This is a genomic window from Paludisphaera soli (assembly GCF_011064595.1).
In the GTDB taxonomy this organism is placed as follows: Bacteria; Planctomycetota; Planctomycetia; order Isosphaerales; family Isosphaeraceae; genus Paludisphaera; species Paludisphaera soli.
Window position 1 is genome coordinate 143,616 of sequence record NZ_JAALJI010000009.1, and the last position, 26,890, is coordinate 170,505.

A 26,890-nucleotide genomic window follows, 5' to 3' on the forward strand; every position below is an offset into this window, starting at 1 on the left:
TTCCCGCTCGCCCGACCCGGCTTTACGCAGGCTTCCAGGATACTCACAATGCAGGACGGCTCCGACCCGCTTCCTCGCCGTGGATCGACGGCGATCCACGCACGAAGGATCTCGAGACCGCGATGACCGACGACGCCAGGCCCCTCGACGCGGCGCACCCCTGGAACGTGTTCGTCCTCTCCGCCTGCGCCCGGCTCGGCCCGTTTCCCCACGCACACCTGTCGCCCCGGCTCGCCTCGCGGGACCTGGGGGTGGCGCTCCGGGCGAAGCTGCCCCTGGAGCCGTCGGAGTTCCTGGTCGGCGCGATCGACCACGAGATCGGCGGCGTGCCGTGCCCGATCGTCCTCACCAACCGCCGCCTCTTCTGGTTCGAGCGGACCGACGACCGGCCGGATTCCGCCCCGGTGGGGAAGGGGGGGCCGTCGATCCGTGGGTCGGTCGTCGAGTACGTCCTGCTCCCCGACGACCCGGTCGCGAGGCCGGCGACGGGCGGGGGCGTCGAGCTGGACCTGGGGGGCGGACGGATCGTCCGGGCCTCGACGGGCTCGCTCGACCTGGGGCGGGCGCTGGCCGAGACGCTCCGACAGCTCGGCGCGGCCGCCCGCGCGGGCGTCGCGCCGGCGGTGGAGGGCGAGCTGGCCCGGAAGATCGAGGCGGCCTTGCCGCACGTCCTGGAGGCGGATCGTCGGCTCCGGACGCACGGGGCCGACATCGCCGTGTTCCAGGCCGACCTGCTGGCCGGCACCCGCTCGGCCTTCGTCACGCCGACGCTCGTCGCCGCCTGCGTGGGGGTCTTCCTGGCGATGCTGGCGACCGGCGTGAACGCGATGGAGCCGTCGAACGGCGACCTGCTCGCCTGGGGCGCCAACAACGCCGTCCGGGTCGCGCTGGGGGGGGAGTGGTGGCGGCTGCCGGCCAGCGTCTTCCTCCACGGCGGGCTGATCCACCTGGCGGTGAACATGTGGTGCCTGCTCAACCTCGGCCCGCTGGTCGAGCGGCTCTACGGCAACCTGGGGTACGCGGCGATCTACCTGGCGGCGGGGGTGGGGGGGGCGATCGCCAGCATGGCGACGCCGCCGGCGCGGGTGAGTGTGGGGGCGTCCGGGGCGATCTTCGGGATCGTCGGCGCCTTGCTGGCGTTCCTGCTGGTCCGGCGGCGGTCGGTCCCGTCGTCGGTCCTGGTCCCCTTGAGGTCGAGCGTGCTGGGGATGGTCGTCTTCAACACCCTGTTCGGGGCGATCGTGCCGGCGATCGACCAGGCGGCCCACATGGGGGGGCTGGCGACCGGATTCCTGGCCGGGCTTGTGCTCGCGCCCGCATGGCCCCCGAGGAGGTCTGCGTGGGGCCTGGCCCGCTCGGCCGCGCTGGCGGCGGCGGTCGCGGCGGTGGTGGTCGGCGTCGGCGCGGGGGTCGTCCGGTGGCGGGCCGGCACGCTCGACGCCCGCGATCGGTTCGGCGACTTCGCCCTCCAGGTCGAGCCGGCGTACGACAGCTTCGTCGAGGTGGCGAACGGGATGGGCGAGGTCGCCGAGACGATCGACAGGGGGGAGGACGCGGCGGCGAAGGCCCAGCTCCGCGCCGTCGTGGAGCGGCTGGGCCGACGGGGGCGCGACGGCCTGGCCGAGCTGGATCGGGTCCGCCCGGCCGACCCGGAGTTGAAAGCGACGGCCGACCTGCTGGGCGACGCTCTGCGCGAGCAGCTCGCGGCCGTCGCCGCCGCCGGCCGATTCGAGGAGACGCGCGATCCCGCATGGCTGGACGGCCCCGACGGCTTCGCCCCCCGGTTCGCGGAGTCGATGCGCCTGGCGGGCCGGCTCTCCGAGCGCCTCCGCGAGCAGGCGCCGGCCGAGGCCGAGCGGCCCTGACGAATCCCCATCCAGCCGCGACGAACGGGCGCGGGCGGATTGCCTGCATCCAGAAGATCGTGCTACGATCGCCCGGCCGCGACCGTCCCGGGACGCCGGTGTCCCGACGTCGGTCGCGGTCGGCCGGACGCTTCGTCGGCCGACGCACGTCACCAAGGCGCCCCCGCTCGGGGGGCCCGTCCTTTCTCCCAGGAGCGTCATCGGTGCGGTTCATCTCCCATCGCGGTTCCCCCGTCGCTTCGCTGCTGGCGATCGCCGCGGGGCTGGCGTTCGCGTCCGCCCCGCCCACCGTCCGCGCGGACCTCGACGAATACGTCAAGAAGGCCGACCCCGCCTTCGCCTGGAAGCAGGTGGAGACCCAGGACCTCGAAGGGGGCAAGGTCTCGGTCCTGGAGTTGACCTCGCAGGTCTGGCAGGGGATCACCTGGACCCACAGCCTGCGGATCTACGAGGGCCCGAAGACGACCTACGACGACTCCGTCCTCCTGTTCATCACCGGCGGCAGCACCGGCAACAAGCCGGGCCCGGACATGGAGAAGCTGGCCCTGACGCTGGCCAACCTCTCCGGCGGCCGGGTCGCCCTGCTGAGCCAGGTCCCCAACCAGCCGCTCCTGGACGGCAAGAAGGAAGACGAGCTGATCGCCGAGACCTTCATCCGCTACCTGGAGACCAAGGACGAGAGCTGGCCCTTGCTGTTCCCCATGGCCAAGAGCGCCGTTCGGGCCATGGACGCCGTGCAGGCGTGGGCCAAGCAGGAGCGCCAGCTCGACGTCAAGAAATTCGTCGTCACCGGGGCCTCGAAGCGGGGCTGGACGACCTGGCTCTCCGGCGCGGTCGACGACCGCGTGATCGCCATCGCCCCGATGGTCATCGTCATGCTCAACATCGGCGAGCAGGGGCCGAACCAGCTGGACGTCTGGGGCTTCTACTCCGAGCAGATCGACGACTACGTCAAGCGCGGCCTGATGGAGAAGGTCAAGACCGGCCCCGGCACCCAGCTCTGGCAGATGGTCGACCCCTACACCTACCGCGACCGCCTGGTCGACAAGCCGAAGTTCCTGCTCAACGGCGCCAACGACCGCTACTGGACGCTCAACGCCATCGACCTCTACTGGGACGGCCTGAGCGGTCCCAAGTACCTCATGGCCCTGCCCAACGCCGGCCACGGCCTGGACGGCGACCGCTCGTGGGTCTTCAACGGCCTCGCCGCCTTCTTCCGCAGCAGCGTCACCGGCCGGACGATGCCGAAGGTCGACTGGAACTTCGAGGACGGCGGCAAGGGCCAGTTCTCGCTCAAGGTCAACTCGGACCCGCCGCCGAAGTCGGCCCGGATCTGGTCCGCCGATTCCCAGACCCGCGACTTCCGCGAGGCCAAGTGGGCCCCCAAGCCCCTGGAGCCCGGCGCTCTGGTCTCCGCGATCGTCACCGCGCCCGAGGACGGCCACCGCGCGGTCTACGCCGACCTGGAGTACGAGCTGGACGGACTGTCGTACCACCTGACCACGACCTTCTTCGAGCCCGGCCTCGACGCCAAGGCCAAGAAGGACGCCAAGCCCGCCGCCGTCCCCGTCGGGGCGGGCGCCGACCGCTGAGCCGTCCCGCCCGGCCCCTCACGTCCCGGCCCGCGGCCCTCGACCCGATCGAGCCTCAGCCGCGGGCCGGGATCGGCCCGTCCGACCCCCGACGCTCGGCCAGCACTTCGAGGACCGTCGGCCCGGTCTTGCCGAACCGCCGGAAGAAGTAGCCGTGGCACGAGACGGCCTGCTCGCGATAGGGCGGGTAACGCTCCAGGATCCGGTGCGCCTCCGCCAGGTTGTAGTGCGGCATCAGGCCGAAGACGTGGTGGGTCAGGTGATAATCCTGGCCGTACGGGAAGACGCAGAAGTTGAACAGCGGGTTGCAGTGGAAGTTCCGCGAGTGCGTGAACTCCCCCTCCGCCGGCGCGTTGCTGTGGTGCGCGATCTCCCGGAGCTGCATCAGGAACGGGTAGACCGTCAGCAGCGGCAGCACCCAGAACAGGAAGAAGATCGGCCAGGACCCCGTGATGTGGACCAGGGCCAGGATCGGCAGCCAGTAGGTCCCCCGCAGGCAACGGCCCACCTTGAAGCGATACGGGGCCTTCAGCTCCTTCAGCCCGGTCGTGACGTTGGCGTTCTTCGCCTGCCCGAAGAGGTACTTCACGAGCGTGGGCAACCAGGCCGAGAGCACCACGTACCGATACCAGAAGCGGGCTCGGGGCATCGGGAACGGGTAGCGGTCGCCGTCGAAGTGCAGCCGCGCGACGTCGGGGTCGCGCTCGGGGTCGTTGAGGAACTGGTGATGCCCCAGGTGGGTGACCCGAAACCTCTGGGTCATCGACATCAGCGGGAACATGCAGAGCAGGTCCGACGCCAGTTCGTTCGCCAGCCGGTTCCGAAACAGGGCGTAGTGCGAGCCCTCATGCGCCAGGCCCGAGAGCCGATGCTGGAACACCGCCACGGCGAACACGACCAAGGCCGCCAGCGCCGCGAAAGCGACGTTCGACAGCCCGCCGGACGCCCACGCACGGTACACGATCACCCCGGCCGCCAGCGAGCCGAGGAGCCCGACGTACTCGCCCAGCAGGTAGACGATGTTCGTGTGGTTGTCGGCCCGGAGCAGGGGGACGAGCGCCCGGTGCGTCCGATCCCAGCTCCAGTCCGTCGCCGCTTCGTCCTCGATCGTCGTCGCATGCGCCATGGATGTCCCAGCACCTTTTTCCAGATGTTTCATCCGATCCGACGAGCACAACCGAAAGCGGTTTATTTCCCGCATCCACCTCATTTTACCATGCGATCGGCTAGAGTTGAATTCGATCACCAGGGAAGGCGGGCGGCGTCGCCAGGTCGGGTCAAGGTTGACGAAAGGGGTGGGGAACATGGCCGTGCTGTCTCGGCGGAAGGCTTACACGCGCATGGCATCGGCGGGTCTGAAGGTCGAGGAAGACGTGTTGGAAAGTCCAAGGTGGGCCCCCGACGAGGACGCCTCGGCGGCCCTCGACGGCTGGCGCGCCGCGCTTCGGGCCGACATGGGCCGGACGATGGACGACCCGCGCTGGCCCCGCGCGCTGGCGGCCGTGGGCGTGGTGCACCTCGCGGCCTTCATCGTCTGCCAGGTCCTGGCGGAGCCGGTCTCGCGGCGCGACCTGCGGTACCTGGCGATCTGGTTCGTGGAGCTGGTGGCCGTCTTCGCGACGATGCGGCTCCTGGCGGGGCGGCACTGGATCCGGCGGTCCCCGGCCGTGAACCTGGTGGCCAAGCTCTGGACGACCTTCCTGATCCTGTCGTTCAACGTCGTCTCGCTGAACTCGCTGGTCGGCATCGAGAACCCTTGGTTCAAGGCCGTCTGGGGGACGCTGAGCACGTTCCTGTTCGCCTCGATGGCCTGGCTGTTCACGCCCCTCTTCTTCATCCCGGCCGTCCAGATGTGGGCCACGGGGATGCTGATGGCCCAGTTCGACCCCTACGCCTACGCCATCTACGGGGTCTCCTGGTGCCTGGCGCTCTTCGGCCTCGCCGCCGGCGTCCGTCGCGCCCATCCGCTGCCGCGTCGTTGACCCGATCGGGCGAGGTCCGCGAGTCGGGCCGCGCGGACCTCGCCCGCAACCTCCGCCCTTGCGTCGCGTCGAGTTGGTCCGGCGTCGGGCTCGGGACCGCGGCCGCTCGATGGGTTATCCGACGAGGCGGCCGAGGTTCGTCTAGGCATCCCTCGGCAGAACACGCGGGCCCATTTCCTCACAGGATTGAAGCAGCTTCGCCCGCCTCCGCAGCCACCGGTACTTCTCCGGCGTGAACCGCTTGAAGGGGAGGACGCCCGCATCCCGGGCGGGCCGCCGCACGGCGCGCAGGCCAGCTGCTCGAGCAGGGCGGCGGCGCCCGGCGCGGCGAGCCATCCCTTGGCGGTCCCCCCGGCATGGAAGGCCAGGCAGGTGCGAAGGTCCTCGCCCCTGAGCATCTCCAGCGGCGAGGCGCCGGCCTTCTTCTGCATCCGCTTCCACTACGTGTTGCACCAGCAGTGCCATCGCCGCGGATTGAGACATCGAGCTTGGGCTGATTGCGGCCGTGGACGAGCAGCCGCACGTCGACCCCCTCCTTCCGCAACGCCAGGAACCACTGGATGGGGAGGCTGCACTCGCCCCCGTGACACATCGAGGCGTCCACGGCGACGATCAGGACGCGGAACGGCCCTGCCGATCGGGCGTCGGGGGCCGGGTCGGGGCGGGCGTGGGGGGGGAGGCCCTCGGCAGGAACCTGCCCCTCTCGTCGCGGCTCATCGATGCCGCTTCTTGATCTGGTCCGCGAGCCGCAAGGCGAGCGCCACGATCGTCAAGGCCGAATTGAAGGTGCCGCTGGTCGGGAAGACCGAGCAGCCCGCCACGTACAGGTTCGGGACGCCGTGCACGCGGCAGTTCTCGTCGACGACTCCCAGGCTCGGGTCGCGGTGCATGCGAGTCGTCCCCATGTGGTGCTGATCCCCGCGCAGATCTCGCGGCCACTGCGCGTCGTCGTCGGGCACGGTCGACCGGAGCCGTCCGAATCCGGAGCGGTCCAACTCCTCGCCGAGCAGCCGGCTCGCGACGGTCATGCCGCGCCTGTCCTCCTCCGACAGCCGCCAATCGACCACGATCTTCCGCAGGCCGAACGCGTCGAGGTCTTCGCCGAGTCCGACGCGGCTTTCCGGGTTCGGCAACTGCTCGGACGTGCAATTCAGGGTGACGGATCGCAGGGACGCCGTCGGCTTGTTCCGGCCGTAGATCACCCGGCGCGCGCCGTAGGTCGCGACGCCGGGGAGCCCCCTGACCACGGATCCCAGATTCTTCAGCATGCCGGCGCCGCCGCCGTTTCGATGGACGAGCCGCGTCAGGGCGTCTATCTCGGGGGGCCTGGGATACTGGAAACGCACCCTCAGATTCGCCAGTTTGAGTCGTCGCCTGGTCTCGTCGGAGAGCAGGATGTAAGAAACGAAACGTCGGGAGGCGCCGACCCTCCTGAAGATCGCCCCCTGTTCGCCCGTCTGGAATTTCAGCCGGGAGGCGGGGACCTTCAGGTCGATCTCGCCGCCCGTGTACTCCAGATGCAGCTGGAAGTACCGGCCGACGAGCCCGCGGTCGTTCCCCAGGGCGACGCCGGCCTCGTTCTCGGAGAGCAACAGGAGCCGCGCATTCTCGATTCCGCCCGACGCCAGGACGAAGACGCGGGCTCGAACCGAGAAGCGGCCGTCGGGGAGGACGCCGACGCGGAGTCGTCGCACCTCCGGGCTTCCCTCGCCGGCGTCGAAACGCAGGGCGTTGGCGTGGAGGTAGACGCTGAGATTTCGGGCCCGTTGCAGCTCGGGCTTGTACTCGCGGCCGAACCGCGTGGCCGGGGCTTGCTGGAGGACCCGGCAGACGAAATGCGGCCCGCCGAACGGCTCGGGTATACAGCCCGGCGTGATACCCCACTCGGGGAGCTCGTAACCCGACGGGCCGAACCTGAGGACGCCTTGCGCCCGACGATACCACGGGTCGAGCTCGGCGATCGGGAACGGCCAGCCGGTGTACGGGACGCCCTCGCGCTCCTCGAAATCCAGCGGGGTGGGCAGGTCGCACCAGACCCGGCCCCAGCGGTTGGTGGTGCCGCCGAAATAGCGAAAACGCGAGTCCGGGAAGCGTTCGTAAGGACGCCCGACGATGCGGCCGTCGTAGAGGTCCTGCGTGGGCCGATCCGGCTTGGAGCCTCCGCTCTCCAGCAACACCGCGCGGAACCCGGAATCGATGAACTCGCGGGCCACCGTGATGCCCGCGGCCCCCCCGCCTATGATGCAGACGTCGGTCTCGATCTCGGTTCCGTCCGGCACCGAACGGGCGTCAAACAACATGGAGCATCTCCCTAGATGATCAGGGACGGAGGTCGAGACGGACGCGGCTCAGACGGGAAGCCGCGCGCCCGATCCGCCGTCTCGCCCGCCCGAGCGGCTCGTCCCCGCGCAGACAAGGCCTTCATGGTATCGCCAGGCTCAACCGGTCCTGCGAGGCTCGCGAGCCATCATTCCTCCGGGTCCGTCGAATTCTTGGGCGGTTCCTGCACCGTCGTCGACGGCCGTCGACATGGTCCGACGTCGACCTGGACGACCTCCGGCGACCTCGCACCCTACCGGCGAGGCCGGGTTCGCCCCTGAGCGCCCCCAGGAGAGGACGCTGGATGGCTGCCATGCTCACCGGAGGCGGACCTTGGAGACACTGACTTTAGTGCGACCCCTGAACCCTTGACGCTGACTGAGATTTCATGCCGAACCGGCCAATCTTCGGCGCTATGATCACATATCCGCGCACACGAAGTCACTACCGAATGGATGTCGAGAAGGTGGCATCCTGCGATTTTGCCGATGAATCGGTGGATTTGAGGCGTTCGAAGAACGTCTCGGCAGCGAAATCGCGCTTAAAGTCCCATCGCGGATTCATCCCGCCTGTCCGCAGCATCGCTGGAGACCGGCGATCACCTCGACGATCGGCCGTCGAGGCGTTGCAAGATTCGAGGGGAGATCCCACAGACACTGGGGAGGTGTGCTGAACGGGGCGGGCGCGTCGGACGGTCGGCAATCGAAGTCGGACGATGGACCATGAGCAAGAGGCCGCCGCGTCGCTCCTGATGGAGACGGCGGGGCGGCCTCTGGGCGTTTGCGCGTGATGGGGTCGGAGTCGGCTCAGACGCGGCCGGCGAGGGCCCCGTTGAGGTTCGAGAGGTCGAGGCCGCTCGGCGGGTTGCCGACGCCCGACCGCGACGGGGTCCAGGTCGGCAGGTCGCAGAGGCCGCCGCCGAGGTAGGTGTGGTGCCAGAGCTGGGTGGCCGCCACGCAGGTCAGGCTCAGGTCCATGATAATCCGCTTGGGGGCGAACTTCGGGAACCGGCCGTGGGCGGCGACCTCGCGGGCCACGCCTTCCGCGTCGAAGTACCCCGTCTTGCGGAGCGACTCCGGGCTGAGGAGCTGGTCCACCCAGGCGGGACGGCCCGAGTCGAAGAAGGCTTCGGACCGGCTGGCTCGGAACATGGTCTTGGGGCGGTTGGCGATCTTCTTGGGGAGCGTCCGGGCGGCGACCTGCCGGAGGATCCACTTGTCGGTCAGCCCCTTGAGCTTGTACTCCGGGGCGATCGAGGCGCAGAAGGCGACCACGTCCTCGTCGAGCAGCGGGTAGCGGGCCTCGACCGACGAGTTCATCGCCACCCGGTCGCCCTTGCCGTGCAGCAGCAGACCGGCCAGCATCACCTTGTAGCCGACGTAGAGCGACTGGTTGAGCGGGGCCCACTTCGTGAACCGCTCGTGGTCGATGTGCAGGTCGTCGTAGGCCGAGAAGTCCTCGACGCCGTCCCACATCTCCCCGGAGTAGAGGAAGCTGCGCGACTGGGCCATCAGGTCGTACACGTCCTGCTGCGCCGGGCGGGTCCCCTGGAAGCCCATGCGCGGCGGCAGGTGGGCGGGGTTCCCCTTCATCGAGCCGACGATGACGTTGCGGATCCCGGCCGGAAGCCAGTTGCCGGCGACCCGCCGCATGACGTTTCGGACCTGCTGGCTCTTGAACCAGGGGTAGCCGGCGAGGGCCTCGTCGGCCCCTTCGCCGGTGAGGGCGACCTTGTAGCCCTGGGCGTGGACCGCCTTGGCGAGCTGCATCAGGCAGGCCGCCGAGGAGTCCATCACCGGCCCCTCGGCCGCGCGGATCAGCTCGGGATAGGCGTTGATGATGTCGGTGCGGTCCATCGTCACCATCGTCAGCTTCGAGCCGAGCGCATCGGCCGACTCGACGGCCTGCGACCGCTCGTCCGGCCCGGCCTTATTGAGGCCGATGGTGAACGAGGGGACCGCGTAGCCGCGCTGGCGGGAGCTGAGGCCGAGCACGACGGTCGAGTCCAGCCCGCCGCTGATGTAGCTGACGACCGGCACGTCGCCGCGCAACCGACGCTCGACGGCCTGACGCATCAGGTGCTCCAACTCGTCGATCAGGGGCGTCGGGTCCTTCATCCGGCGCTCGTCGCCGGCGTCGGGGAAGTCCAGGTCCCAGTACTTGACGGTCTCGATCCGGCCGTCGCGGACGGAGAGGAAGTGCCCGGGCGGGAGGATCTTGATCCCCTCGAAGAAAGTCCGGGTGGTGCTGGCGCAGAAGGTGTTGAAGAAGACGTCGATCCCCCGCCGGTCGGCGCGAGCGTCGATCATCCCCGAGGCGAGGATCGCCTTGATCTCGGAGCCCCAGAGGAGCCAGCCGTCGACTTCGGCGTAATAAAGCGGGCAGATGCCCACGCGGTCCCGGCCCAGAAGGAGCGTCCGCTCCTTGCGATCCCAGAGCGAGACGGCGTACTGGCCGCGGGCCTTGTCGAACATGCCCCGGCCCAGTTCTTCGTAGAAGTGGACCCAGAGTTCGGTGTCGCAGCGCGTCGAGAGCGTATGCCCGTTCGCCAGAAGTTCCTTCTGGAACTCGGGATATTCGAAGACCTCGCCGTTCTGGGCGACCCAGACGGTCCCGTCCTCGTTGCAGAGGGGCTGCCGCCCTCCCTCCAGGTCGACGATCGCCAGGCGACGCGCACCGAGGGCGACGCCGGGCTCGATGTGGATCTGCTCGTCTTCCGGCCCGCGGTGCGCAATGGCACTGGTCATCGCCAGGAGGCGAGCCGCCGGAAATTCGCGCCGATCCCGTAAATCCAAGGCCCCCGCGATGCCGCACATGGTTGCTGAATCTCCTGGGCTCGTTGCGTCTTCCGACGGACCCGGCGAGCCGGGCGTCAAGGTTTGCCCCGACCGCCCGACTTCCAACTATACCATGCCGGGCGAACCGGGGCGGACTCCGGCGGGAATGGCCTCCCGAGGATGGGAGGCGGGGCGGGGCCGGTTGGATCCGTCAGTAGGCCCCCGGCGGCGAGGTCTGCCAGCCCTGGCCGTAGGCGTCCATCGCCTTGACCTGCTGGGCGCGATCGTAGAAAAGGAAGGCGACGACGATCCCGGTGATCGCCCCGCCCGCGTGCGCCAGGTAGGCCACGCCGCCGGACTCGCCCATCTCGCCGATCCCCTGGACGCCGAGCCAGACCTGCAGCGCGATCCAGCCGCCGATGACCACCACGGCCGGAAGCACGGTGATGAACCGGAAGACCAGCACCCGGATCTGATGGTGCGGGAACCAGACGACGTAGGCCCCCATGATCCCGGCGATCGCCCCCGAAGCGCCCAGCGTCGGGATGATCGAATCCGGCGCGGCGGCGATCTGCGCGAGCGAGCCCATCAGGCCGCAGGCGAGGTAGACGATCAGGTAGCGAACGCCCCCCAGCACCTCCTCGACGTTGTCGCCGACGATCCAGAGGTAGAGCATGTTCCCGATCAGGTGCATCGGGCTGCCGTGCAGGAACATCGAGGTGAAGAGGGTCAGCCAGATCGGGATCGGGCTGGGGGCGTGGGGGACGACGTCGCGCGCGTCCACCCGGACGATCCCGTCGAACGCCCCGCGGTCGGCGTCGACCTGCGCGTTGCGCCGGAGGGTCGGCCCTTCCAGGTCGTCCAGGTGGGTGATCTCGTAGGGCGTCGCCGCCAGGGCCATCGTGAACTCGTCGCCCCGGTTGAACTGGACCAGGTACATCACGACGTTGAGCGCGATGATGGCGTAGGTGACGACCGGCGTGATCCGGGTGCGGTGGAGGTCGCCGAGGGGGAGGACCATGAGGGGGCTCGCGTCCGGGGGAGGGCGTCGGGCTCGCGCCGGACGGGAGGCGCGGCGGGGGCGGGGAGCGTCGTTATTCTGACGTACCCCGCCCCGGCTTGGAAGCCCGTTCGATCGCCGAGGCGATCAGGCCCAGATGGCCCGGCCGTCGGGTCGAGACGCTCCCTCGACCTCCAGCTTGTCGAGTTCCTGGCGGACCCGGGAGAGGCCGAAGGCGCAAAGCTCGAAGTGCTCGCTGAGCCGACGCAGGACCGGCCGCTCGTCCTGGCTGCCGGCCAGGGTGCTGGCCAGGTAGTACGAGCGTTTCCCTTGCTGCTGGTAGTCGAGCAGGCCGTCGGCCGAGTCGGCAGCGAGGCGCTTGACCGCGTCGGGGTAGAGCCCGGTCCAGAAAAGGGTGAAGTCGCCGACGTGGCGATGGCACTCGCAACGGCGTTCCTCGTCCTCGGCCGACTCGGCCTCGGCCAGGATCCGCGCGACCTCGAACAGCGGGCGGCCCTGCCGGTCGCGGATCCGACCGATGGCCTGGGTCGGCGCGAACGAGGCGAGGAGGTTCGACACGTAGCCGACGAGGGAGGGGTCCCCCACGCCGAGTTCGGTCATGAAGGTGGATTCGGTCAGCCCGCGGAACAGGCGGTGGAGGGGGTGCGATTCGGAAATCATGCGTGATTTCTCCGATCGGGGTCGTCCGTGCCCTCGTTGATCGACGCGTCTGGATCCGGAAGCGTCCGGCCTTTCGTGAGCGATGAGTGCGTGCGGAGAGGACGATGCCAGCCGATCGCCCTACAGCAAACAATGCGCCGGGTCCGCGATCCGGGGAAGGCAAAATCCTGAGAATCTCGCGCGACCCCGGTTCACCCCGGTCTAGCAGCCTGCTCCGAGGCCCGATCCAGCCGGCCGCATCTTCGTCCAGGGCTTGATCGAGGGCGTCGGCCGGGGCCCGATGCTACGCCGGGGTCGTCCCCGTGGCGGCGCGTCGCGGGCCGGGCCGGAATCCTCGCGTCGCGGCGGTCTCCGATCGTCCGATCTGCGCAGATCGGCGGACGTCCCGCCTCAGGGCGTGGCTTCGAACCAGGCGTCCTTCATCGAGCCGACGAACCGACCGCGGGGGCCGTCGCCGATCTTCAGGTCGCGGGCCTCGGCGCTCAGGTCGAGGTCGGCGTCCTCGGCCTGGGCGACCAGGCGGCCGTCGAGGAAGAGGCGGAGCCTGTCGGAGGCTCGCTGGGCGACGACGTCGTGCCAGCCGGGAGAGACCTCGTGATCGTGGGTGACGAGCCGCCCGGCGGACATCGACCAGACCTCGCCGGAGGGGAGCGTGGTGACGAACAGCCGGCCCTGGAAGGTGGCCATGGTCCAGGCGCGCCGGTACTTCACGTCCGGCGTGGCGTCGACCTGCTTGAGGAGCGACCAGGAGGCGTCGCCTTCGTAGCGGTAGACCTCCGCGCCGGGGAGGGTGCCGGCGTAGAAGACGCCGTTGTGGACGAGCATCCCCATCACCTCGGTCTCGGACCCCAGCCGGCCGGCGTCGGCCCATCGTCCGTCCGGGTCCAGCCGGTAGACCTTGCCCGTGGGCCAGCCGGCGACGTGGAGCTTGTCCTCATAGACGGCGAACGCGTAGGTCTGGGTGACGTCGTCGGCCACGGGCCCCAGGTCGGTCCAGGCCTCGCCGTCGAAGCGGGCGACGGACGCGCCGTCGTAGCTGCCGGCGTAGAGGGCCCCGTCGAAGACGGCCAGGGGCTGGACGCGGCGGCCGCCCGGCGTGGGGATCGAGGTCCAGAGCTCGCCCCCCTCGTAGCGGAAGAAACCGGCGGGCTGGTACAGCGACGAGGCGTAGAGCCGCCCGCCGAACGACACCAGCCCGGCGACGGCGGGGGTCGGGTCCAGGTCGCCGGCCGGCTCCCAGGCCCCGGGCCCGGCGAACCGGAAGACTCGGCCCCCGCGCTCGGGGTTGTCCGACTCGGCGAGCGCCGAGCCGGCCGTCCGGTACTTCCCGGTTGCGACGTAAAGGCGGCCTTCGTGCACGGCCATGGCCGTCACGGAATTCGAAGCGTCGGGCGCGCCCATGGGCTCCCACCGGCCGGGCCCGTCGTAGCGGTAGACTTGCCCTCGATGGGGGAGGTCCGGCTCGCACGTGCCGACGTAGAGCCGGCCTTCGTGCACGGCCAGGGCGAATCCCAGCATCGCCTGCCCCGGCCGGCCCTCGGCCCGCCAGGTCGGCTCGGTCCCGGAGTCGATGCCGAACTGGAGCTGACGCCGGTTGGCGTGGCTGGTCGTGACGCCGGTATTGTCGCGCAGGCCCAGGGTGAATCCCCGTCGGCCCTTCGCGTCCCAGAAGCTCAGCAGGTCGCCGAGATCCCGGACGTCCGAGTCGTCCGCCCGGAACGACAGGCCGACGGCGAAGTCGGACCGTCCCGGCGAGCGGTCGAGCTTGACGCTCCTCGGCGCGGCCCCCGGCTGGAAGGCGACCTCCTCGGCGCCGAGGAGTCGGACGGCCGAGGCGGAGGGCTTCGGCGCGGCGTCCTCGGCGACGGCGAGCGGCGAGGCCAGCAGCAATCCGAGGCAGGCCCGCACGGCGGACCTCGCGGGCGCGAGGCGGGGCCAGGGGCGAGGGCGTTCCTTCGCGATCGTCATCGGGGCCTCGGAGTGAGGGGCTCGGAAGGTCGCTCAGCGGGCCGTGGTCTCGGCGGCGGTCGTCCGTCCCAGGTCGACGCCCGTCTTCTCGCGCCAGTGGGCGTCGTATTCGAGCGAGAAGATGAGCTGGATGGTCTCGGCGCGATCGGGGCCGGGCTCGCGGAGGGCGTCCAGGGCCTGGCGGATGTGGCCGAGTCGGGGGTCGGGGTGCTCGCCGTGGCGGGCGGGGGCCCGATCGATCCGGTCGAGCCCGGCGGCGACTTCAAGGATCTTGGCGCGGATCTCCAGGAAGTCGCGGTCGAGGATCTGGAGGGCGTCTCGGGTGTTCTGGGGCATGGCGAACCTCCTGGTCGAATCGCACCGACGGGCGCATTTTCCCACAGGGCTCCGCCGATTGCAAATCGGTCGGGGTGCGGGCGCGAGCGCATGAAAAAAGGCGGGGGCCGTCGCCGGCCCCCGCCCCTCGGATTTCGCATGGATCGATCAGTCGATCGATCAATACATGTCTTCGTAGCCGCCGTGGCCGCCGCCCTTCTTCTCGCCGTCCGCGGGGGCGTCGGCGATGAGGGCGTCGGAGGTGAGCAGCAGCGTGGAGACGCTGGCGGCGTGCTGGAGGGCCGAGCGGGTGACCTTGGTCGGGTCGATGATGCCGGCCTGGACCATGTCGACGTACTCGTCCTTCAGGGCGTCGTAGCCGAAGTTGCCCTTGCCCTCGCGAACCTTGTTGACGACGACGCCGCCGTCCTGGCCGGCGTTCTCGGCGATCTGCGAGAGCGGGGCGGCGGTGGCGCGGAGGATGATGTTGTAGCCGACCTGCTCGTCGTGGGTCAGGCCTTCGGGCTTGACGAGCGAGGCGGCCCGCAGCAGGGCGACGCCGCCGCCGGGGAGGATGCCCTCTTCGAGGGCCGCACGCGTGGCGTGCAGGGCGTCCTCGACGCGGGCCTTCTTCTCCTTCATCTCGCTCTCGGTGGCCGCGCCGACGTTGATCTTGGCGACGCCGCCGGCGAGCTTGGCGAGGCGCTCTTCGAGCTTCTCGCGGTCGTAGTCGCTCTTGGTGTCGGCGATCTCGCGGCGGATGGCCTCGATGCGGCCCTTGATCGAGTCGCCGCTGCCGGCGCCCTCGATGATCGTGGTGTTGTCCTTGTCGATCTCGACCTTCTTGGCCTGGCCGAGGTCTTCGAGCGTGACGCTCTCCAGCTCGACGCCGAGGGCCTCGAAGATCGGCTTGCCGCCGGTCAGGACGGCGATGTCCTCGAGCATGGCCTTGCGGCGGTCGCCGTAGCCGGGGGCCTTGACGGCGGCGCAGCGGAAGGTGCCGCGGAGCTTGTTGATGACCAGGGTGGCCAGCGCCTCGCCCTCGATGTCCTCGGCGATGATCAGGAGCGGCTTGCCCGTCTGGGCGACCTTCTCCAGCACCGGGACGAGGTCCTTGACCGACGAGATCTTCTTCTCGTGGATCAGGATGTAGGCGTCCTCCAGGACGGCGGTCATGCCGGCCGGGTTGGTGACGAAGTAGGGGCTGAGGTAGCCGCGGTCGAACTGCATGCCCTCGACCCACTCCACCTCGGTCTTGAGGGTCTTGCCCTCCTCGACCGTGATGACGCCGTCCTTGCCGACCTTCTCGGTGGCCTCGGCGATCATCGAGCCGACCTCGACGTCGAAGTTCGACGCGACGGTCGCGACCTGCTGGGTCTCCTTCTTGTCGGAGATCTTGGTCGAGAGCTTGTGCAGCTCGGCGACGACGTCGACCACCGCGCGGTCCATGCCCCGCTTGAGCTGAAGCGGGTTGACGCCGGCGACGACCGCCTTGAGCCCCTCGTTGTAGATGGCCTCGGCCATGACGGTGGCCGTGGTCGTGCCGTCGCCGGCGACGTCGGAGGTCTTGCTGGCGACCTCCTTGACCATCTTGGCGCCCATGTCCTCGTACTTGTCCTCCAGCTCGATCTCCTTGGCGACGGTGACGCCGTCCTTGGTGACCGTCGGCGAGCCGAACGACTTCTGGATGATGACGTTGCGGCCGCGGGGGCCGAGCGTCACCTTGACGGCGCGGGCGAGCTTCGCCACCCCGCGCTGCATCGCCTGCCGCGCTTCCTGATCGAACGCGATCATCTTGGCAGCCATGTCAGCTTCTTCTCCAAAGCACTAGGGGAATGTGTCTCGTGAGCTGTGTTCGGGGGGCCGATCGAGCGAGCGATCAGCCGACGACCGCGAGGATGTCGTCCTCGCGCATGAGCAGGACCTTCTTCTCGCCGTCGAGCTTGAACTCCTCGCCCGCGTACGAGGTGAAGATCACGACGTCGCCGGGCTTGACCTGCAGCTCGCGACGCTTGCCGTCCTTGGTCACGCGGCCTTCGCCCACCGACACGACCTTCCCCTTCTGGGGCTTGTCCTTGGCGGTCTCCGGCAGCACGATCCCGCCGGCGGTGGTCCCCTTGGCCTCTTCGCGCTCGACGACCACGCGATCTCCCAACGGCTTCAGATTCATCGGTCCTGAACTCCTCTTCGACGTCTTGCTTCGAATCCGTCTCGACCTCGCTCCAGGCCACTCGCCCGTCCAACCCTGGGGCGCGGCCCGCGCGATACCATGACTTGCCCCTGCCCATAAGCAAGGAGTGTGCCGGTGATTTGTTTGTGTTGCAAGTTCCTTAAGTTTAAGGGTTTGTGATGGGTGGGCGTCCCGGGTCAGTTGCCGGTCGACCTGCCGGGCCCGGTATCCGGCGGATGGCTCATGTCATTTTGGCAGCCCTGCCGCCCGCGATTCCCCTGGCAAATCGTGGCCGGATTCTGTATGACAAATGTCCTAGATTGTCGTGCGGGGACGAAGGGGGGATCGCCATGGGATGGAAGCTCGGGAGGCCGCGATTTCGACTCTCCACGATGGTGCTGCTGGTCGCGCTGTGCGCGGCGGCGACCTGGGCCGGGATGAACTTCCTGAGCCCGACCCGGCGGCTGGCCCGCCTGCTCCGCCCCGGCCAGCCCGCCTACCTCCGGCGCGAGGCGGCGAGCGCCCTCGGCGGCGTCCCTTCGTGGGAGGCGGAGGCGGCGATCGACGTCCTGATCAGCACTCTGGGCGACCCGAGCCCGCGCGTCCGCGAGTATGCGATCTCGGCCCTGGGGACGCACGGCGGCCGGGCGCGTCGTGCCGTCCCGGCGATCCTGGCCGAGGTCGGCGACCCCGACCGACACGTCCGCTACTCGGCCTGCGCCGTGCTCGGCATGGTGGCCCCTCCGGATGATCGGGGGCCCGAGCACGAGGAGGTCGTCGCCGCCCTGCGGAAGGCGCTGGGGGACGTCGATCCCATGAATCGGCTGGTGGCCGGAATCTCGCTCTGCCAACTCGGCGACGCGCAATCCGCCGCCTCGGTCCTTGCCCTCTGCGCGACCGACCCTGAGGACGAGGTCGTGGCGTACCAGGCCCGCATTTGGATCCGGAGATTGAAGACGACCGGCCCGCTGGCCGCCGCCCTCGTCCCCCTGGCCGTATCTGAGCAGCCCGCACGCCGCCGAGCTGCGCTCGACCTGCTGATCGAATTCGCCGCGCCCGAGACGGTCGTCGCCGCGCTGCGGGGCGCCCTCGAAGCCGACGACCCGGAAATCCGCCGCTGGGCCGGCGAGCGGCTGGAAGCCCTCGCGCCGGCCCCTTGAGGCGACCGGCCGATCAGGAGGCCCCGGCGACGGCCAGGGCCAGCCGTCGGGCGTTGTCGGCGATCAGGAGCGACGCGGCCTCGGGGGGGAACGTCTCGGCGATCCAGCCTTCGAGCTTCTCCACGTCCGCCAGCTCGGCCGGCACCTCGTCGAGTCCGAGGAAGTCGGTCGCCACGCCGATCCCTTCATAGCCCTCCTTGCCCCGGAAGGGGGAGGCGGCCAGGGCCTCGATAGTCGCGCGAAAGACTTCGGCCGAGCCGATCGGGCGGACGCCGATCACGCCGCCGAGGGCGCGGAGGCGTCGGGCCGAATCCGCGTCGAGCGCGTCGCCCTGAGAGTGGAAAAGCAGCATTCGCTCCGACCGGCTCGCGTCGGCCTCGAACCAGTCGAGGACGACCGCGATCCCATCGGAATCGCCGCCGGCCAGGTCGAGCGCCGGGCGGGGTCCCGTCGCCGGGGCCAGCTCCAGCAGGCGTTCGAGGTGCGCGCGGCCGAGATCGCCGTGGAGCGATCCGAAGACGCGCACGCCCCGCGCGAACAGGCCGGGAAGCCGGTCGAGGTCTTCCGCCGAGCGGACGAGGTGTTCGAGGCCGTCGACGGCGAGCACGCCCCAGCAGAGCGAGCCCGGCGGTTCGGCCCGCCAGCGGGCGGCGTCGTCGGGCAGGGCGAGCAGGCGGCCGGAGAACTCGGCCGCGTGGCGGGCGATCATCTCGCCCAGCGCGTGCCACGGGTCGGCCTGGGCGGCCCAGTCGGCCGGCTTGCGGCGGCAGCCGAGCACGGCGAGCGACGTCCCCATCAGGTAGCCGTCCAGGCGCGGAAGCCGGGGGAGGATCTCGGCGTAGGCGGCGGGGTCGTACTGGCTGCTCTCGGCGGCGTACTGGAGGGCCCAGTCGCACCGCAGGTCGATCAATGGCATGGCCGTCAGTCTCGTCGATCGCGATCAGGGGGCTTCCGGCGGGGCCTGGGGGACGCGTTCCAGGAACCGGGCGACCGACCGCCGGAGGTCGCCCCAGCGTATCAGGTCCCACGCCCGGCCGCCCTCCCAGCCCCCCCGCCAGACGATCGGCGCGGCCTCGGCGAGCGTGGTCGCGAGGGCCGACGTCGGGTCGTCCACGCCCGGGATCGGCAGGCCCGCCCGGCCCGGCCAGATCACGCCCGCCCGGCCGACCGGCCGCTCCTGCATCCCGCCGATCCACGCCGCCGCCGAGCGCTCGGGGGCCTCCGCCGACCGGACCGCGGTCGCGACGGCCCCGACTCCCCAGCCGATCAGGACCGTCGCCCCGCGCGCGGTCGCCTCGACGGGACGGCCCGACGCCCTCCCCAGCGGGACGACCGCTTCGTCGGGACCTTGCGCCGGCGCGCCGCCGAGCAGCGGGGCCAGCGGGAGCACGACGCGCTTCAGGATGCGCGCGGCCTCCTCGGGCCCGTCCGAATGCAGCGCGAGGATCGCGCCGGCGGTCGTCCCGGGCGACTCGGCGTCGGCGAAGGTCGCCAGGCTCACCCCGCGCAGCAGGGGCCAGAGGTCGACTTCGAGCCGGACGCGCCGGACGGTCGCCAGCAGGTTGAGCCGAACCCGGAGCGGCTGGAGCTGCGCCCGATCGGGCTCTCCGCGGTCGATGCGGTCGGCCACGTCGAACAGGGAGTCGCGATAGGCCGGCGAACGCCCCATCGCCAGGGCGAACGCCGCCTGCGTCGACCCGGCCGGCATCCACGACAGCCAGGAAGGGTCGAGCGGGGGCGTCTCCAGGAGGGCCGGATTGGACGCGTCGAACCGCGAGGCGAGGTCGAGGTCCAGGTGGTCGTCGCGAAGGCTCAGGAATCCGGCGACCGCCTCCAGGCCCGTCGCCTTCGCCGCCCGGATCAGCCGTTCTCGTCCCGGGATTTCGCCGAGGTCGGCCGGCAGACGACCCGGCAAGAAGTCGATGCGGAAGCCGGACTCCTCGGGAGCGATCGGGAGCAATTCGAGCGGCCCGTCGCCGGGGAAGCGGGACTTCGGCAACCGCGCGAGCGCCGCCGCGAGTTCGTCGCGATCGCTCGCGAAAGCCGTCCCGTGCGGCGATTCGGCCGCCAGCGTCGCGCCGGGGGGCCCGAGTCGCGCGACGGCCAGCGGCGGCTCGCCCAGGGGAGGCTCGTCGCCACCGCCCGACAGCCGAAGCGACGTGACCACCGCGGCGACTTCGCCGCCATCGTGCGGGACCGTGGCGGACCAACGGACGCCGCCGGCGGGGTCGAGGCCGAGGGCCAGCTCGGCGTCGCGGAAGGCCCGCCACTCGGCCGCCATCTCGGGGTTGAAGATCGCCGCGACGGCCTGGATCGGCTTGCCGAGCGCGTTCGCGTCCCCCGTCGCCCGTCGCCAGGCCGCCATCGCCGCCGCCGGGTGCGCCGCCCTCGAGCCCTCGAACAGCCCGAGCACCGCCTCCGCCTGCCGGTCCGGCCGGATCGCCCGCACCACCACCGCCGGCTCGATCTCCGCGTCGCCGGCGCGGGCGGACGTCGCCAGGGCCAGCAGCGTCAGGATCGCGACGTGGCGAGGTCTCCGCCTCTCTTTGCGCCTCATGCAGCCTCGGGGGTTGTCGAGCCGGGGCACGCCCGCGCCCGGCCGGGAGGCCGGGGTCGGCCTAGGGCACCCGCCCGAGGCGCGGGCCGGATGCCTCGCGGCGTCGGGCCTCTTCCATGATAGCAGGGCCGGACGCCCCGCCGGAGCCCCCCCCCGGCGGGCGTTCGGTCCCCCTTGGTCGGCCGGTCATTCCGCGGCGAGGCCGGGCTCGCCGCCGGCCCGTGTGCCCAACGCCCGCCAGACCTCGCGCGCCATCGACTCCTTGTGGAACGCGACGTGGCCGTCGACCGCCAGGGAATGGGCCCCCCCGGCGTGGAGGCTCGCCGCGGTCCAGGAGCCGGAGTCCGCATTGCGCCCGCAGGAGGGCTTGCCGATCCCCTGGTTGTGGTTGTAGAGCGTCTGTGAGAGGCCCGTCTGCAGCCAGAAGCAGCGCTTGCCGTTCCCCAACGGCGGATGGACGCCCACGCTGGCGTCGCACGCCTCGACGAAACGGCCGAAGTCGCCGTCTTCCGGGACCGCGTAGATGTTCCCCTTGCTGTTCGACGAGACCCGCAGCCCCTCGCCCAGGACCCATTCCGAGACGGCCGCGGTGTGCGACGTGCCGTCGGTGATCTGGACGAGCGACACGGCGGCACCCGGATGCCACGCGTCGAACGCCCCGGCGGCGGAACGGGGCCGGTCCTGGGCGCCGTGCCCGATCGACCCGGCGTAGCCGGTCGTCGCCGAGTTCCAGGGGGACGACCGATCGCTCGGGCAGGCGAGGACGGACAGCCGCGTGACGGCCGCCGTGTAGTGGGCGTCGATCGGGGTGCCCGGGGGATAGTCGAACGCGATCGAGACGTGCGCGGAGGCGTTCATCGAGTTGTACAAGGCCGACTGGCCCAACTCCGGCAGGAGCGGGACGTAGAACGACATCCCGTTCCAGAGCCATCCCGGCGGCAGGCTCCCCGCTGTCGTCGCATAACCGTTCAAGGCCAGGCCGATCTGCTTCAAGTTGTTCGCGCACTGGACCCGTCGGGCCGCCTCGCGCGAGGCCTGCACGGCGGGGAGCAGCAGGGCGATAAGGATCGCGACGATGAAGACGACGGCGAGCAACTCGATCAGCGTGAATCCGCGGGGGCGGTCGGTTGGGGGCATCGCGAGTCCTCCGGGTCGGTTCGACGTGAATGGATCTCAAACACGGGATATTCGCCGACGTCGGTCGATAATTTTGACATTCTCCACTCGGCGCCGCCGAACGGCGAGGGGAGGCATCTGGGACCCAAGAGCTCTCCTGTGCGGCGCCCGGAACCGATCCTCTCAAGGTCCCCGTCTCGGCGGCGTGGAGTGAGGGGCGTCATTGGTTTCGAGATCCCCGCCCCTGCCCGCGGCGTTCGCCCGGCGGGCGATTTCAGCTGGTCCGGGACGCGTCGCGCGAACTTCCGGGCGGCGGGCCGCGTCTCTCGGGAGCTTGACGAGCCATGCACGACCCGGAACGGAGGGCCGCCGCCCATGAAGACGCCGATACGACCGCCCGGCCCCCAGGATCAAGGTCGACGCCGAAGGCCCGTCGGCCGCCGCCCGCGCTGGAGCTTCCGGCCATGACGCCGCCCCGCGCAGCCCCGGATGCCTCCGGTCGCGGCGGCCCGGCGTCTCGTGAGGACGCCGGGCCGCTTCGTTCCCCGGGCCGTCCCGATCTTTGACAAGTCGCGCGTTTCTTCCGAACACAAGACGCGGGAGCCAGACGGCCAGGCGACCGGCTGCAACCCGGTGCAAGTGGGTTCGACTCCCACCGGCGTCTCTTCTCAAGCAAGCTGTCGGCCTCGTCGGCCCCACGGCGCTCCCGCCCCGCGTTTGCGGTCGGCGAGGCGCGTCCCGCGCGGGGGATTGCAAACGAGGGCGAGGCCGTAGCAGTGGTAGCTCAACTGGTAGAGCATCAGACTTAGGATCTGAGTGTAGCAGGTTCGAATCCTGCCCACCCCGACGCGCCGGCTGACCCCGGCACGTCTCCAGAGACGCTGTTGACGTCTTTGACCATGGACGCCCGAGGGGGGCGGTCGGCCCGACGGTCGGCCCGCGACGACGCCGAGAGGCCCGTCGCGGGCGGCCTCGACGACCGCCCTGCGACCTTCGCGGATCCGCCCCGAACGGGCGTCGGCGAAGGCGTCGCGAGGGGCGGCGGATCGGTCGAACGGGCCCGGCGCGAGCCGGCCCTTCGCCGCGGCCGCCGTCCCGGACGACGCCCGACCCGACGTCCGCCGGGGCTCAAGCGAGGCCCCGCGGCCCGACGGGTGACCGTCGGCCGTCCCGCCCCCCGGAGGCCTTTCCCGCACCCGAACCCGGTTTTCATCCCATGAACGATCCCTGAAATCAACGTCCGGACGCGGTCCGGGCGGGAGGCTCCGTCATGTTTTGCATCAAGCGCTTCAAGGTCCACAGCTTCGAGATGGGCCTCCACTTCCGCGACGGCGAGTTCCGGGGCCTGCTCACGCCCGGCGACCACTGGTTCTTCGACCCCTTCGGCAAGGTGAAGGTCGAGGTGGTCTCGCGCCGGGCGCCGTTCCTGCGGCACGACAGCCTCGACCTGATCGCGAAGTCGGGCGAGCTGAAGGGCTTCGCGCAGGTGATCGACCTCCAGGACGGCCAGCGGGCCCTGGTCTGGATCGACGGCCGGTTCGCGGCGATCCTCCCCGAGGGGCTGCACGCCTTCTGGCTGGAGCCCCGCCGGGTCCGCTTCGAGGTGGTCGACGCCCGCACGCCCCGGTTCGAACACGACGAGGCGAAGGTCGTCCTCCGCCACATGACGGCGGCCTCGTACCTTGAGATCGGCGCGGTGGGCCGGGGCTGCGTGGGGGTGCTCTTCCTCGACGGCCGGTTCGCCGGGGGGCTCGAACCCGGCCCCTGGGCCTTCTGGCGCGGGGCGGCCGACGTCCGGGTCGTCGAGGTCGACCTCCGCGAGGCGACCCTGGACGTCGCCGGCCAGGAGATCATGAGCGCCGACAAGGTCTCGCTGCGGATCAACGCCCTGGCGACGTTCCGCGTGGTCGACCCCCGCAAGGCGGTCTGCGCCGTGGACGACTTCAAGCAGGCCCTCTACCGCGAGGCGCAGCTGGCGCTCCGGGCGGTGGTCGGCGGGCGCGACCTGGACGCCCTGCTCGCCGACAAGCAGGCCGTGGCCGTCGAGGCCGCCGGCCTGCTCGCCCCCCGGGCCGCCGAGCTGGGCCTGGAGGTCGCCGCGCTGGCCGTCCGCGACCTGATCCTCCCCGGCGACATGAAGGAGCTGATGAACAAGGTGACCGAGGCCCGCAAGGCCGCCGAGGCCGACCTCATCACCCGTCGCGAGGAGACCGCCGCGCTGCGGAGCCAGGCCAACACCGCGCGGCTGCTCGCCGAGAACCCGACCCTCATGCGGCTCCGCGAGCTGGAAGTCCTGGAGAAGATCGCCGTCGCCGGCGACCTGAAGGTGGTGCTCGGCGACGGCCGACTCTCCGACAAGGTCCTGAACCTGCTGTGATCGGCCGGACGGCCGCGACGACCCCGCGTCGTCCGGTCGCCCGGCCGTTTTTTTGCGCCGGATGGGTCGACGTTTCGCGATCTCGTCATGCGTGGCCTGCCCCCGCCTTTCTGGTCGATGCGGCTCGTTATCTAAACAGGCCGTCGCCGCGATCGTTGCTTTTGTCTTCACTTTGCGGCCAGATGAAGGCGCGACGCGTCTCATTTCCGCACCATCGTTGGACCCGAAACGGCTCTCCTGTACACTGCCCGCCTCGGACGACCCAAGCATCGAGTCGTCGCCGCGGGATGGTCATCAGGAGTGTCTCCATGTCGTCATGCGATCTTGCGTTTGGTCGGGCGCTCCGTCTTGGTGCGAAGGTCGTGGCGGCCTGCGTCCTGGCCCTGGGCCTGTCCAGCGCCGCGAGCGCCGAGGACATCCAGTTCGACTGGGAAATCGTACCCGGCGACACCCTGGGCACCGGCGATCCCGACCTGCAAGGCACCTTCCTGTTGAACACGAGCCTCCGCCTGGGCGCAGGCTGGATGTTCGGACGGATCGAGATCGACCAGCCGGCCAACGTTCTCGGGGAGTCCCTCGATTACAACCCGGCGCGCTATGGCTACACGCCCCTGGAATTGGCCTCGGACGGCGGATACGGCGGAGGGATCCTTGGGGTCTTCTCGGCATCCCCGGGGACCCATGCCGGCCTCTTCGACCGGGTGTTCCTCCCCGACGGATCTTCGCGGCCGTCTTCGATCCGCATCAGCGCGAGCTACTACGGCCCGGACCCCGCCTATGACTTCGGAGAGTCCCGGACCTGGACCTACGCGATCGGCGTCACGCTTCTCGAGTCATCCGGCTTCCCCGCCATCGTCCCCGAACCGGCCTCGATCGCCTCGGCGACCATCGCGGTCGTCGCCGTCGGCGGCTTCCTCGGACGCAGGCGGCTCCAGGGCGCTCGAAGCGACCTGATCGAGTCCGCCTGATTTTACCCGGGTGATATTGCCTTTAGGTTTCACCCGGATAAAATCCCTCCGTACCAGGGCAAACCTCGGACGGGGAGGATGAAGATGATCGAGACGAGTGGCCGGATCTGCACGGCGTTCGAGGGCGATCGGCGGATCGCCGGGGGTGGGCTGGCGGAGGTGGCGTCGGCGGTGAAGCGACGGCTCGACGCCGGCTCGCGCGAGTTGCTGCTGCTCTTCGACGACGCCACGGGCGAGCAGTTCGAGCTGGATTTCGAGGGGAGCCTGGACGAGGTGCTGGCGCGGCTTGAGCCGGAGCCCGCCACGGCCGTCGAGGCTCGGCCGGCCGACGAGCCGAGGGGGCCGGGTCGGCCCCGGCTGGGCGTGGTCGCCCGCGAGGTGACGCTGCTGCCCCGCCACTGGGAATGGCTCGGCGAGCAGCCGGGCGGGGCGTCGGTCGCGCTCCGCAAGTTGGTCGAGGAGGCCCGCAAGCGGAACGTCGATAAGGACCGCGTCCGCAAGGCGCGGGAAGGCGCGTATCGGTTCCTCGTGGCGATGGGGGGCAACCTCGCCGGCTTCGAGGAGGCCAGCCGCGCCCTGTTCGCCGGCGACGCCGCGAAGTTCGCCGCCGAGACCGAGGACTGGCCGCTCGACGTCCGCGAGTACGCCCGGACCCTGGCCCGCGCGTCCTTCTGAACCCGGACGACCGGCGATCCCTCGGCCGCACGCCTCACGGGTGCGGCCGAGGTCCGGGCGGGTTCGGTTCAGACGATCTCCTCGGTCGCGGGGTCCCAGCGGACGGTCGTGCCGCGTCGGTAGGCCTCGACGGCCATGCGGCAGGCGACGGCCGTGCGGAAGCCCAGCTCGAAGGGGGAGGTCGGCTCGCTCCGGCTGCGGACGCAGTCGAAGAAGTTCTGGAGGTGCTGCGCGGTGGGGTTCTTGAAGCTCCCCTTGGGGGCGTCGCTCTCGACCTTCGTGCCGTTGGGGACGACGTGCATCAGGTCGGCCAGCGAGTGCACCAGGGTCCCCTTGGTGCCGAACAGCAGGTTGCGGCCCTCGCCGTAGAAGCCGTTGCCGAACATCGAGGTGAAGGTGAACAGGACGTTCTCCGGGTGCTTCATCGTCACCTGGAAGGCGTCGGGTGGGCTCATCTTGGGGGACTGGAAGTTGCCGCCGGTGGAGCTGACGGTCTCCGGGATCGAGAGGTCGAGCGCGGCGAACCAGAAGGCCGCGATGTGGACCATGTTCTCGTAGACGTTGCCGCCGGAGTAGTCCCAGTAGAACCGCCAGTTGAGGAACCGGTCGGCGTCGAACGGGACCCGCTTCGCGTCCCCCTGGAAGGCGTCCCAGTCGACCTGCGAGGCGTCGAAGTCCTTGGGGACCTCGCGCATCCAGCCGCCGTACGGGGTCTGGCGGAAGTGGTGGGTCTCCAGGAGCGAGATCGCCCCCAGCTCGCCCGACTTCACCCGCTCGCGGACCTTCTGCACGCCGCCGCTGGAGTTCCACTGGAGCCCGACCTGGACGACCCGACCCGAGCCGTCGAGCGCGTTGCGCATCTGGCGCGCGTGCTCGGCGTTGAAGGCCATCGTCTTCTCCTGATACACGTCCTTGCCGGCCCGGATGGCGTCGACGAAGTGGCGCGCGTGCAGGTGCTGGGGCGAGGCGATGAGCACCGCGTCGATCGACGCGTCTTCCAGGAGCTTGCGGTGGTCCTGGGTGGTCGCGACGCCCGGGGCGATCTTCTTCGCCTCGTCGAACCGCGCCGTGTAGACGTCGGCGACCGAGACGACCTCGACGTTCGGGCAGGTGAGCGCCGCCTTGAGGATCTCCTTGCCGCGCGAGCCGGCCCCGATCAGGCCGAACCGGATCCGGTCGTTCGCGCCGATCACCCGGCCGGCCGCCGACGCCCTGGCCGAGGCGCCCGCGCCCGCCAGGGCCGCGCCCGCCGCCAGGGTCCCCAGGAAATCGCGACGATTCGCCATGCTCTTGCTCCGCTGGGTTGGAAGGTACGATCCGGAGTGGTCGAAGCCCGGGAAGGCCCCATCATACTCGGTCGATCGGGGC

At 70.4% G+C, this 26,890-nt stretch carries 20 protein-coding genes and 1 tRNA gene; 8 read left to right on the forward strand and 13 right to left on the reverse strand.

Going from position 1 to position 26,890, the window contains the following annotated elements; all coding sequences use genetic code 11:
• The first annotated feature begins 122 nt into the window (after positions 1–122).
• Complete coding sequence (locus G6O68_RS14010; RefSeq protein ID WP_165248767.1) at positions 123–1,865, forward strand: rhomboid family protein; 1,743 nt, start codon at positions 123–125, stop codon at positions 1,863–1,865.
• 203 nt (positions 1,866–2,068) lie between these two features.
• Positions 2,069–3,457: a PhoPQ-activated pathogenicity-related family protein gene (locus G6O68_RS14015; protein ID WP_240911177.1), complete on the forward strand. Its 1,389-nt coding sequence runs from the start codon at positions 2,069–2,071 to the stop codon at positions 3,455–3,457.
• Between the two features lie 55 nt (positions 3,458–3,512).
• On the opposite strand, the gene G6O68_RS14020 is transcribed toward G6O68_RS14015, so the two are convergent.
• Positions 3,513–4,583, reverse strand: a complete 1,071-nt coding sequence (locus G6O68_RS14020; protein ID WP_165248771.1) for a fatty acid desaturase family protein — start codon at positions 4,581–4,583, stop codon at positions 3,513–3,515.
• A 178-nt stretch (positions 4,584–4,761) separates the two neighbouring features.
• Here G6O68_RS14020 and G6O68_RS14025 point away from each other — a divergent pair, with 178 nt between their 5' ends.
• The gene (locus G6O68_RS14025) at positions 4,762–5,439 is read left to right on the forward strand and encodes a hypothetical protein (protein WP_165248774.1); all 678 of its coding nucleotides are present in this window, start codon (positions 4,762–4,764) and stop codon (positions 5,437–5,439) included.
• Positions 5,440–6,152: 713 nt separating this feature from the next.
• Here G6O68_RS14025 and G6O68_RS14030 read toward each other — a convergent pair.
• The 8 genes from G6O68_RS14030 to groES all read right to left on the reverse strand — a co-directional run bounded on the left by G6O68_RS14030 (position 6,153) and on the right by groES (position 16,669).
• Complete coding sequence (locus tag G6O68_RS14030; protein ID WP_165248776.1) at positions 6,153–7,739, reverse strand: GMC oxidoreductase; 1,587 nt, start codon at positions 7,737–7,739, stop codon at positions 6,153–6,155.
• A gap of 825 nt (positions 7,740–8,564) precedes the next feature.
• A complete protein-coding gene (asnB, locus tag G6O68_RS14035; RefSeq protein WP_165248778.1) occupies positions 8,565–10,574 on the reverse strand; it encodes an asparagine synthase (glutamine-hydrolyzing) in 2,010 nt (669 codons plus the stop codon).
• Positions 10,575–10,746: 172 nt separating this feature from the next.
• Positions 10,747–11,556, reverse strand: coding sequence for a rhomboid family intramembrane serine protease (locus G6O68_RS14040; protein ID WP_165248780.1), 810 nt, complete (start codon positions 11,554–11,556; stop codon positions 10,747–10,749).
• A 126-nt stretch (positions 11,557–11,682) separates the two neighbouring features.
• Positions 11,683–12,216, reverse strand: a complete 534-nt coding sequence (locus G6O68_RS14045; RefSeq protein WP_165248782.1) for a hypothetical protein — start codon at positions 12,214–12,216, stop codon at positions 11,683–11,685.
• 390 nt (positions 12,217–12,606) lie between these two features.
• Positions 12,607–14,184 (reverse strand): hypothetical protein, encoded by a 1,578-nt coding sequence (locus tag G6O68_RS14050; protein WP_165248784.1) that lies wholly within the window; start codon positions 14,182–14,184, stop codon positions 12,607–12,609.
• Between the two features lie 33 nt (positions 14,185–14,217).
• Positions 14,218–14,520: a hypothetical protein gene (locus G6O68_RS14055; protein ID WP_165248786.1), complete on the reverse strand. Its 303-nt coding sequence runs from the start codon at positions 14,518–14,520 to the stop codon at positions 14,218–14,220.
• A 159-nt stretch (positions 14,521–14,679) separates the two neighbouring features.
• Complete coding sequence (gene groL, locus G6O68_RS14060; RefSeq protein ID WP_165248788.1) at positions 14,680–16,305, reverse strand: chaperonin GroEL; 1,626 nt, start codon at positions 16,303–16,305, stop codon at positions 14,680–14,682.
• A 73-nt stretch (positions 16,306–16,378) separates the two neighbouring features.
• Positions 16,379–16,669: a co-chaperone GroES gene (gene groES, locus G6O68_RS14065; protein ID WP_165248790.1), complete on the reverse strand. Its 291-nt coding sequence runs from the start codon at positions 16,667–16,669 to the stop codon at positions 16,379–16,381.
• Positions 16,670–17,019: 350 nt separating this feature from the next.
• Between groES and G6O68_RS14070 the strand changes: the two genes are divergently transcribed.
• Entirely contained in the window at positions 17,020–17,829 is an 810-nt protein-coding gene (locus G6O68_RS14070) for a HEAT repeat domain-containing protein (RefSeq protein WP_165248792.1), read from the forward strand.
• Between the two features lie 13 nt (positions 17,830–17,842).
• On the opposite strand, the gene G6O68_RS14075 is transcribed toward G6O68_RS14070, so the two are convergent.
• The 3 genes from G6O68_RS14075 to G6O68_RS14085 form a co-directional block, all read right to left on the reverse strand.
• Positions 17,843–18,745: a Zn-dependent dipeptidase, microsomal dipeptidase gene (locus G6O68_RS14075; protein WP_165248794.1), complete on the reverse strand. Its 903-nt coding sequence runs from the start codon at positions 18,743–18,745 to the stop codon at positions 17,843–17,845.
• A 24-nt stretch (positions 18,746–18,769) separates the two neighbouring features.
• Positions 18,770–20,386 (reverse strand): hypothetical protein, encoded by a 1,617-nt coding sequence (locus G6O68_RS33265; protein WP_165248796.1) that lies wholly within the window; start codon positions 20,384–20,386, stop codon positions 18,770–18,772.
• Positions 20,387–20,572: 186 nt separating this feature from the next.
• Positions 20,573–21,523 (reverse strand): DUF1559 family PulG-like putative transporter, encoded by a 951-nt coding sequence (locus G6O68_RS14085; RefSeq protein ID WP_165248919.1) that lies wholly within the window; start codon positions 21,521–21,523, stop codon positions 20,573–20,575.
• 572 nt (positions 21,524–22,095) lie between these two features.
• On the opposite strand from G6O68_RS14085, the gene G6O68_RS14090 reads away from it, so the two are divergent.
• From G6O68_RS14090 to G6O68_RS14105, 4 genes are all read left to right on the forward strand, one after another.
• Positions 22,096–22,166 (forward strand) — tRNA-Cys (locus G6O68_RS14090).
• Between the two features lie 606 nt (positions 22,167–22,772).
• A complete protein-coding gene (locus tag G6O68_RS14095; protein ID WP_165248798.1) occupies positions 22,773–23,879 on the forward strand; it encodes a slipin family protein in 1,107 nt (368 codons plus the stop codon).
• A gap of 308 nt (positions 23,880–24,187) precedes the next feature.
• A complete protein-coding gene (locus G6O68_RS14100; RefSeq protein ID WP_165248800.1) occupies positions 24,188–24,847 on the forward strand; it encodes a hypothetical protein in 660 nt (219 codons plus the stop codon).
• 84 nt (positions 24,848–24,931) lie between these two features.
• The gene (locus tag G6O68_RS14105; protein ID WP_240911178.1) at positions 24,932–25,522 is read left to right on the forward strand and encodes a DUF2239 family protein; all 591 of its coding nucleotides are present in this window, start codon (positions 24,932–24,934) and stop codon (positions 25,520–25,522) included.
• Between the two features lie 68 nt (positions 25,523–25,590).
• On the opposite strand, the gene G6O68_RS14110 is transcribed toward G6O68_RS14105, so the two are convergent.
• Complete coding sequence (locus tag G6O68_RS14110; protein ID WP_165248803.1) at positions 25,591–26,808, reverse strand: Gfo/Idh/MocA family protein; 1,218 nt, start codon at positions 26,806–26,808, stop codon at positions 25,591–25,593.
• Positions 26,809–26,890: the final 82 nt, after the last annotated feature.

What these genes read in the sequence shown, in the direction of transcription:
- G6O68_RS14010 (WP_165248767.1), top strand. Translation starts at nt 123, where the DNA reads ATGACCGACGACGCCAGGCCCCTCGACGCGGCGCACCCCTGGAACGTG.
- G6O68_RS14020 (WP_165248771.1), bottom strand. Translation starts at nt 4,583, where the DNA reads ATGGCGCATGCGACGACGATCGAGGACGAAGCGGCGACGGACTGGAGC.
- G6O68_RS14025 (WP_165248774.1), top strand. Translation starts at nt 4,762, where the DNA reads ATGGCCGTGCTGTCTCGGCGGAAGGCTTACACGCGCATGGCATCGGCG.
- G6O68_RS14030 (WP_165248776.1), bottom strand. Translation starts at nt 7,739, where the DNA reads ATGTTGTTTGACGCCCGTTCGGTGCCGGACGGAACCGAGATCGAGACC.
- asnB (WP_165248778.1), bottom strand. Translation starts at nt 10,574, where the DNA reads ATGTGCGGCATCGCGGGGGCCTTGGATTTACGGGATCGGCGCGAATTT.
- G6O68_RS14040 (WP_165248780.1), bottom strand. Translation starts at nt 11,556, where the DNA reads ATGGTCCTCCCCCTCGGCGACCTCCACCGCACCCGGATCACGCCGGTC.
- G6O68_RS14045 (WP_165248782.1), bottom strand. Translation starts at nt 12,216, where the DNA reads ATGATTTCCGAATCGCACCCCCTCCACCGCCTGTTCCGCGGGCTGACC.
- G6O68_RS14050 (WP_165248784.1), bottom strand. Translation starts at nt 14,184, where the DNA reads ATGACGATCGCGAAGGAACGCCCTCGCCCCTGGCCCCGCCTCGCGCCC.
- G6O68_RS14055 (WP_165248786.1), bottom strand. Translation starts at nt 14,520, where the DNA reads ATGCCCCAGAACACCCGAGACGCCCTCCAGATCCTCGACCGCGACTTC.
- groL (WP_165248788.1), bottom strand. Translation starts at nt 16,305, where the DNA reads ATGGCTGCCAAGATGATCGCGTTCGATCAGGAAGCGCGGCAGGCGATG.
- groES (WP_165248790.1), bottom strand. Translation starts at nt 16,669, where the DNA reads ATGAATCTGAAGCCGTTGGGAGATCGCGTGGTCGTCGAGCGCGAAGAG.
- G6O68_RS14070 (WP_165248792.1), top strand. Translation starts at nt 17,020, where the DNA reads ATGGGATGGAAGCTCGGGAGGCCGCGATTTCGACTCTCCACGATGGTG.
- G6O68_RS14075 (WP_165248794.1), bottom strand. Translation starts at nt 18,745, where the DNA reads ATGCCATTGATCGACCTGCGGTGCGACTGGGCCCTCCAGTACGCCGCC.
- G6O68_RS33265 (WP_165248796.1), bottom strand. Translation starts at nt 20,386, where the DNA reads ATGAGGCGCAAAGAGAGGCGGAGACCTCGCCACGTCGCGATCCTGACG.
- G6O68_RS14085 (WP_165248919.1), bottom strand. Translation starts at nt 21,523, where the DNA reads ATGCCCCCAACCGACCGCCCCCGCGGATTCACGCTGATCGAGTTGCTC.
- G6O68_RS14095 (WP_165248798.1), top strand. Translation starts at nt 22,773, where the DNA reads ATGTTTTGCATCAAGCGCTTCAAGGTCCACAGCTTCGAGATGGGCCTC.
- G6O68_RS14100 (WP_165248800.1), top strand. Translation starts at nt 24,188, where the DNA reads ATGTCGTCATGCGATCTTGCGTTTGGTCGGGCGCTCCGTCTTGGTGCG.
- G6O68_RS14105 (WP_240911178.1), top strand. Translation starts at nt 24,932, where the DNA reads ATGATCGAGACGAGTGGCCGGATCTGCACGGCGTTCGAGGGCGATCGG.
- G6O68_RS14110 (WP_165248803.1), bottom strand. Translation starts at nt 26,808, where the DNA reads ATGGCGAATCGTCGCGATTTCCTGGGGACCCTGGCGGCGGGCGCGGCC.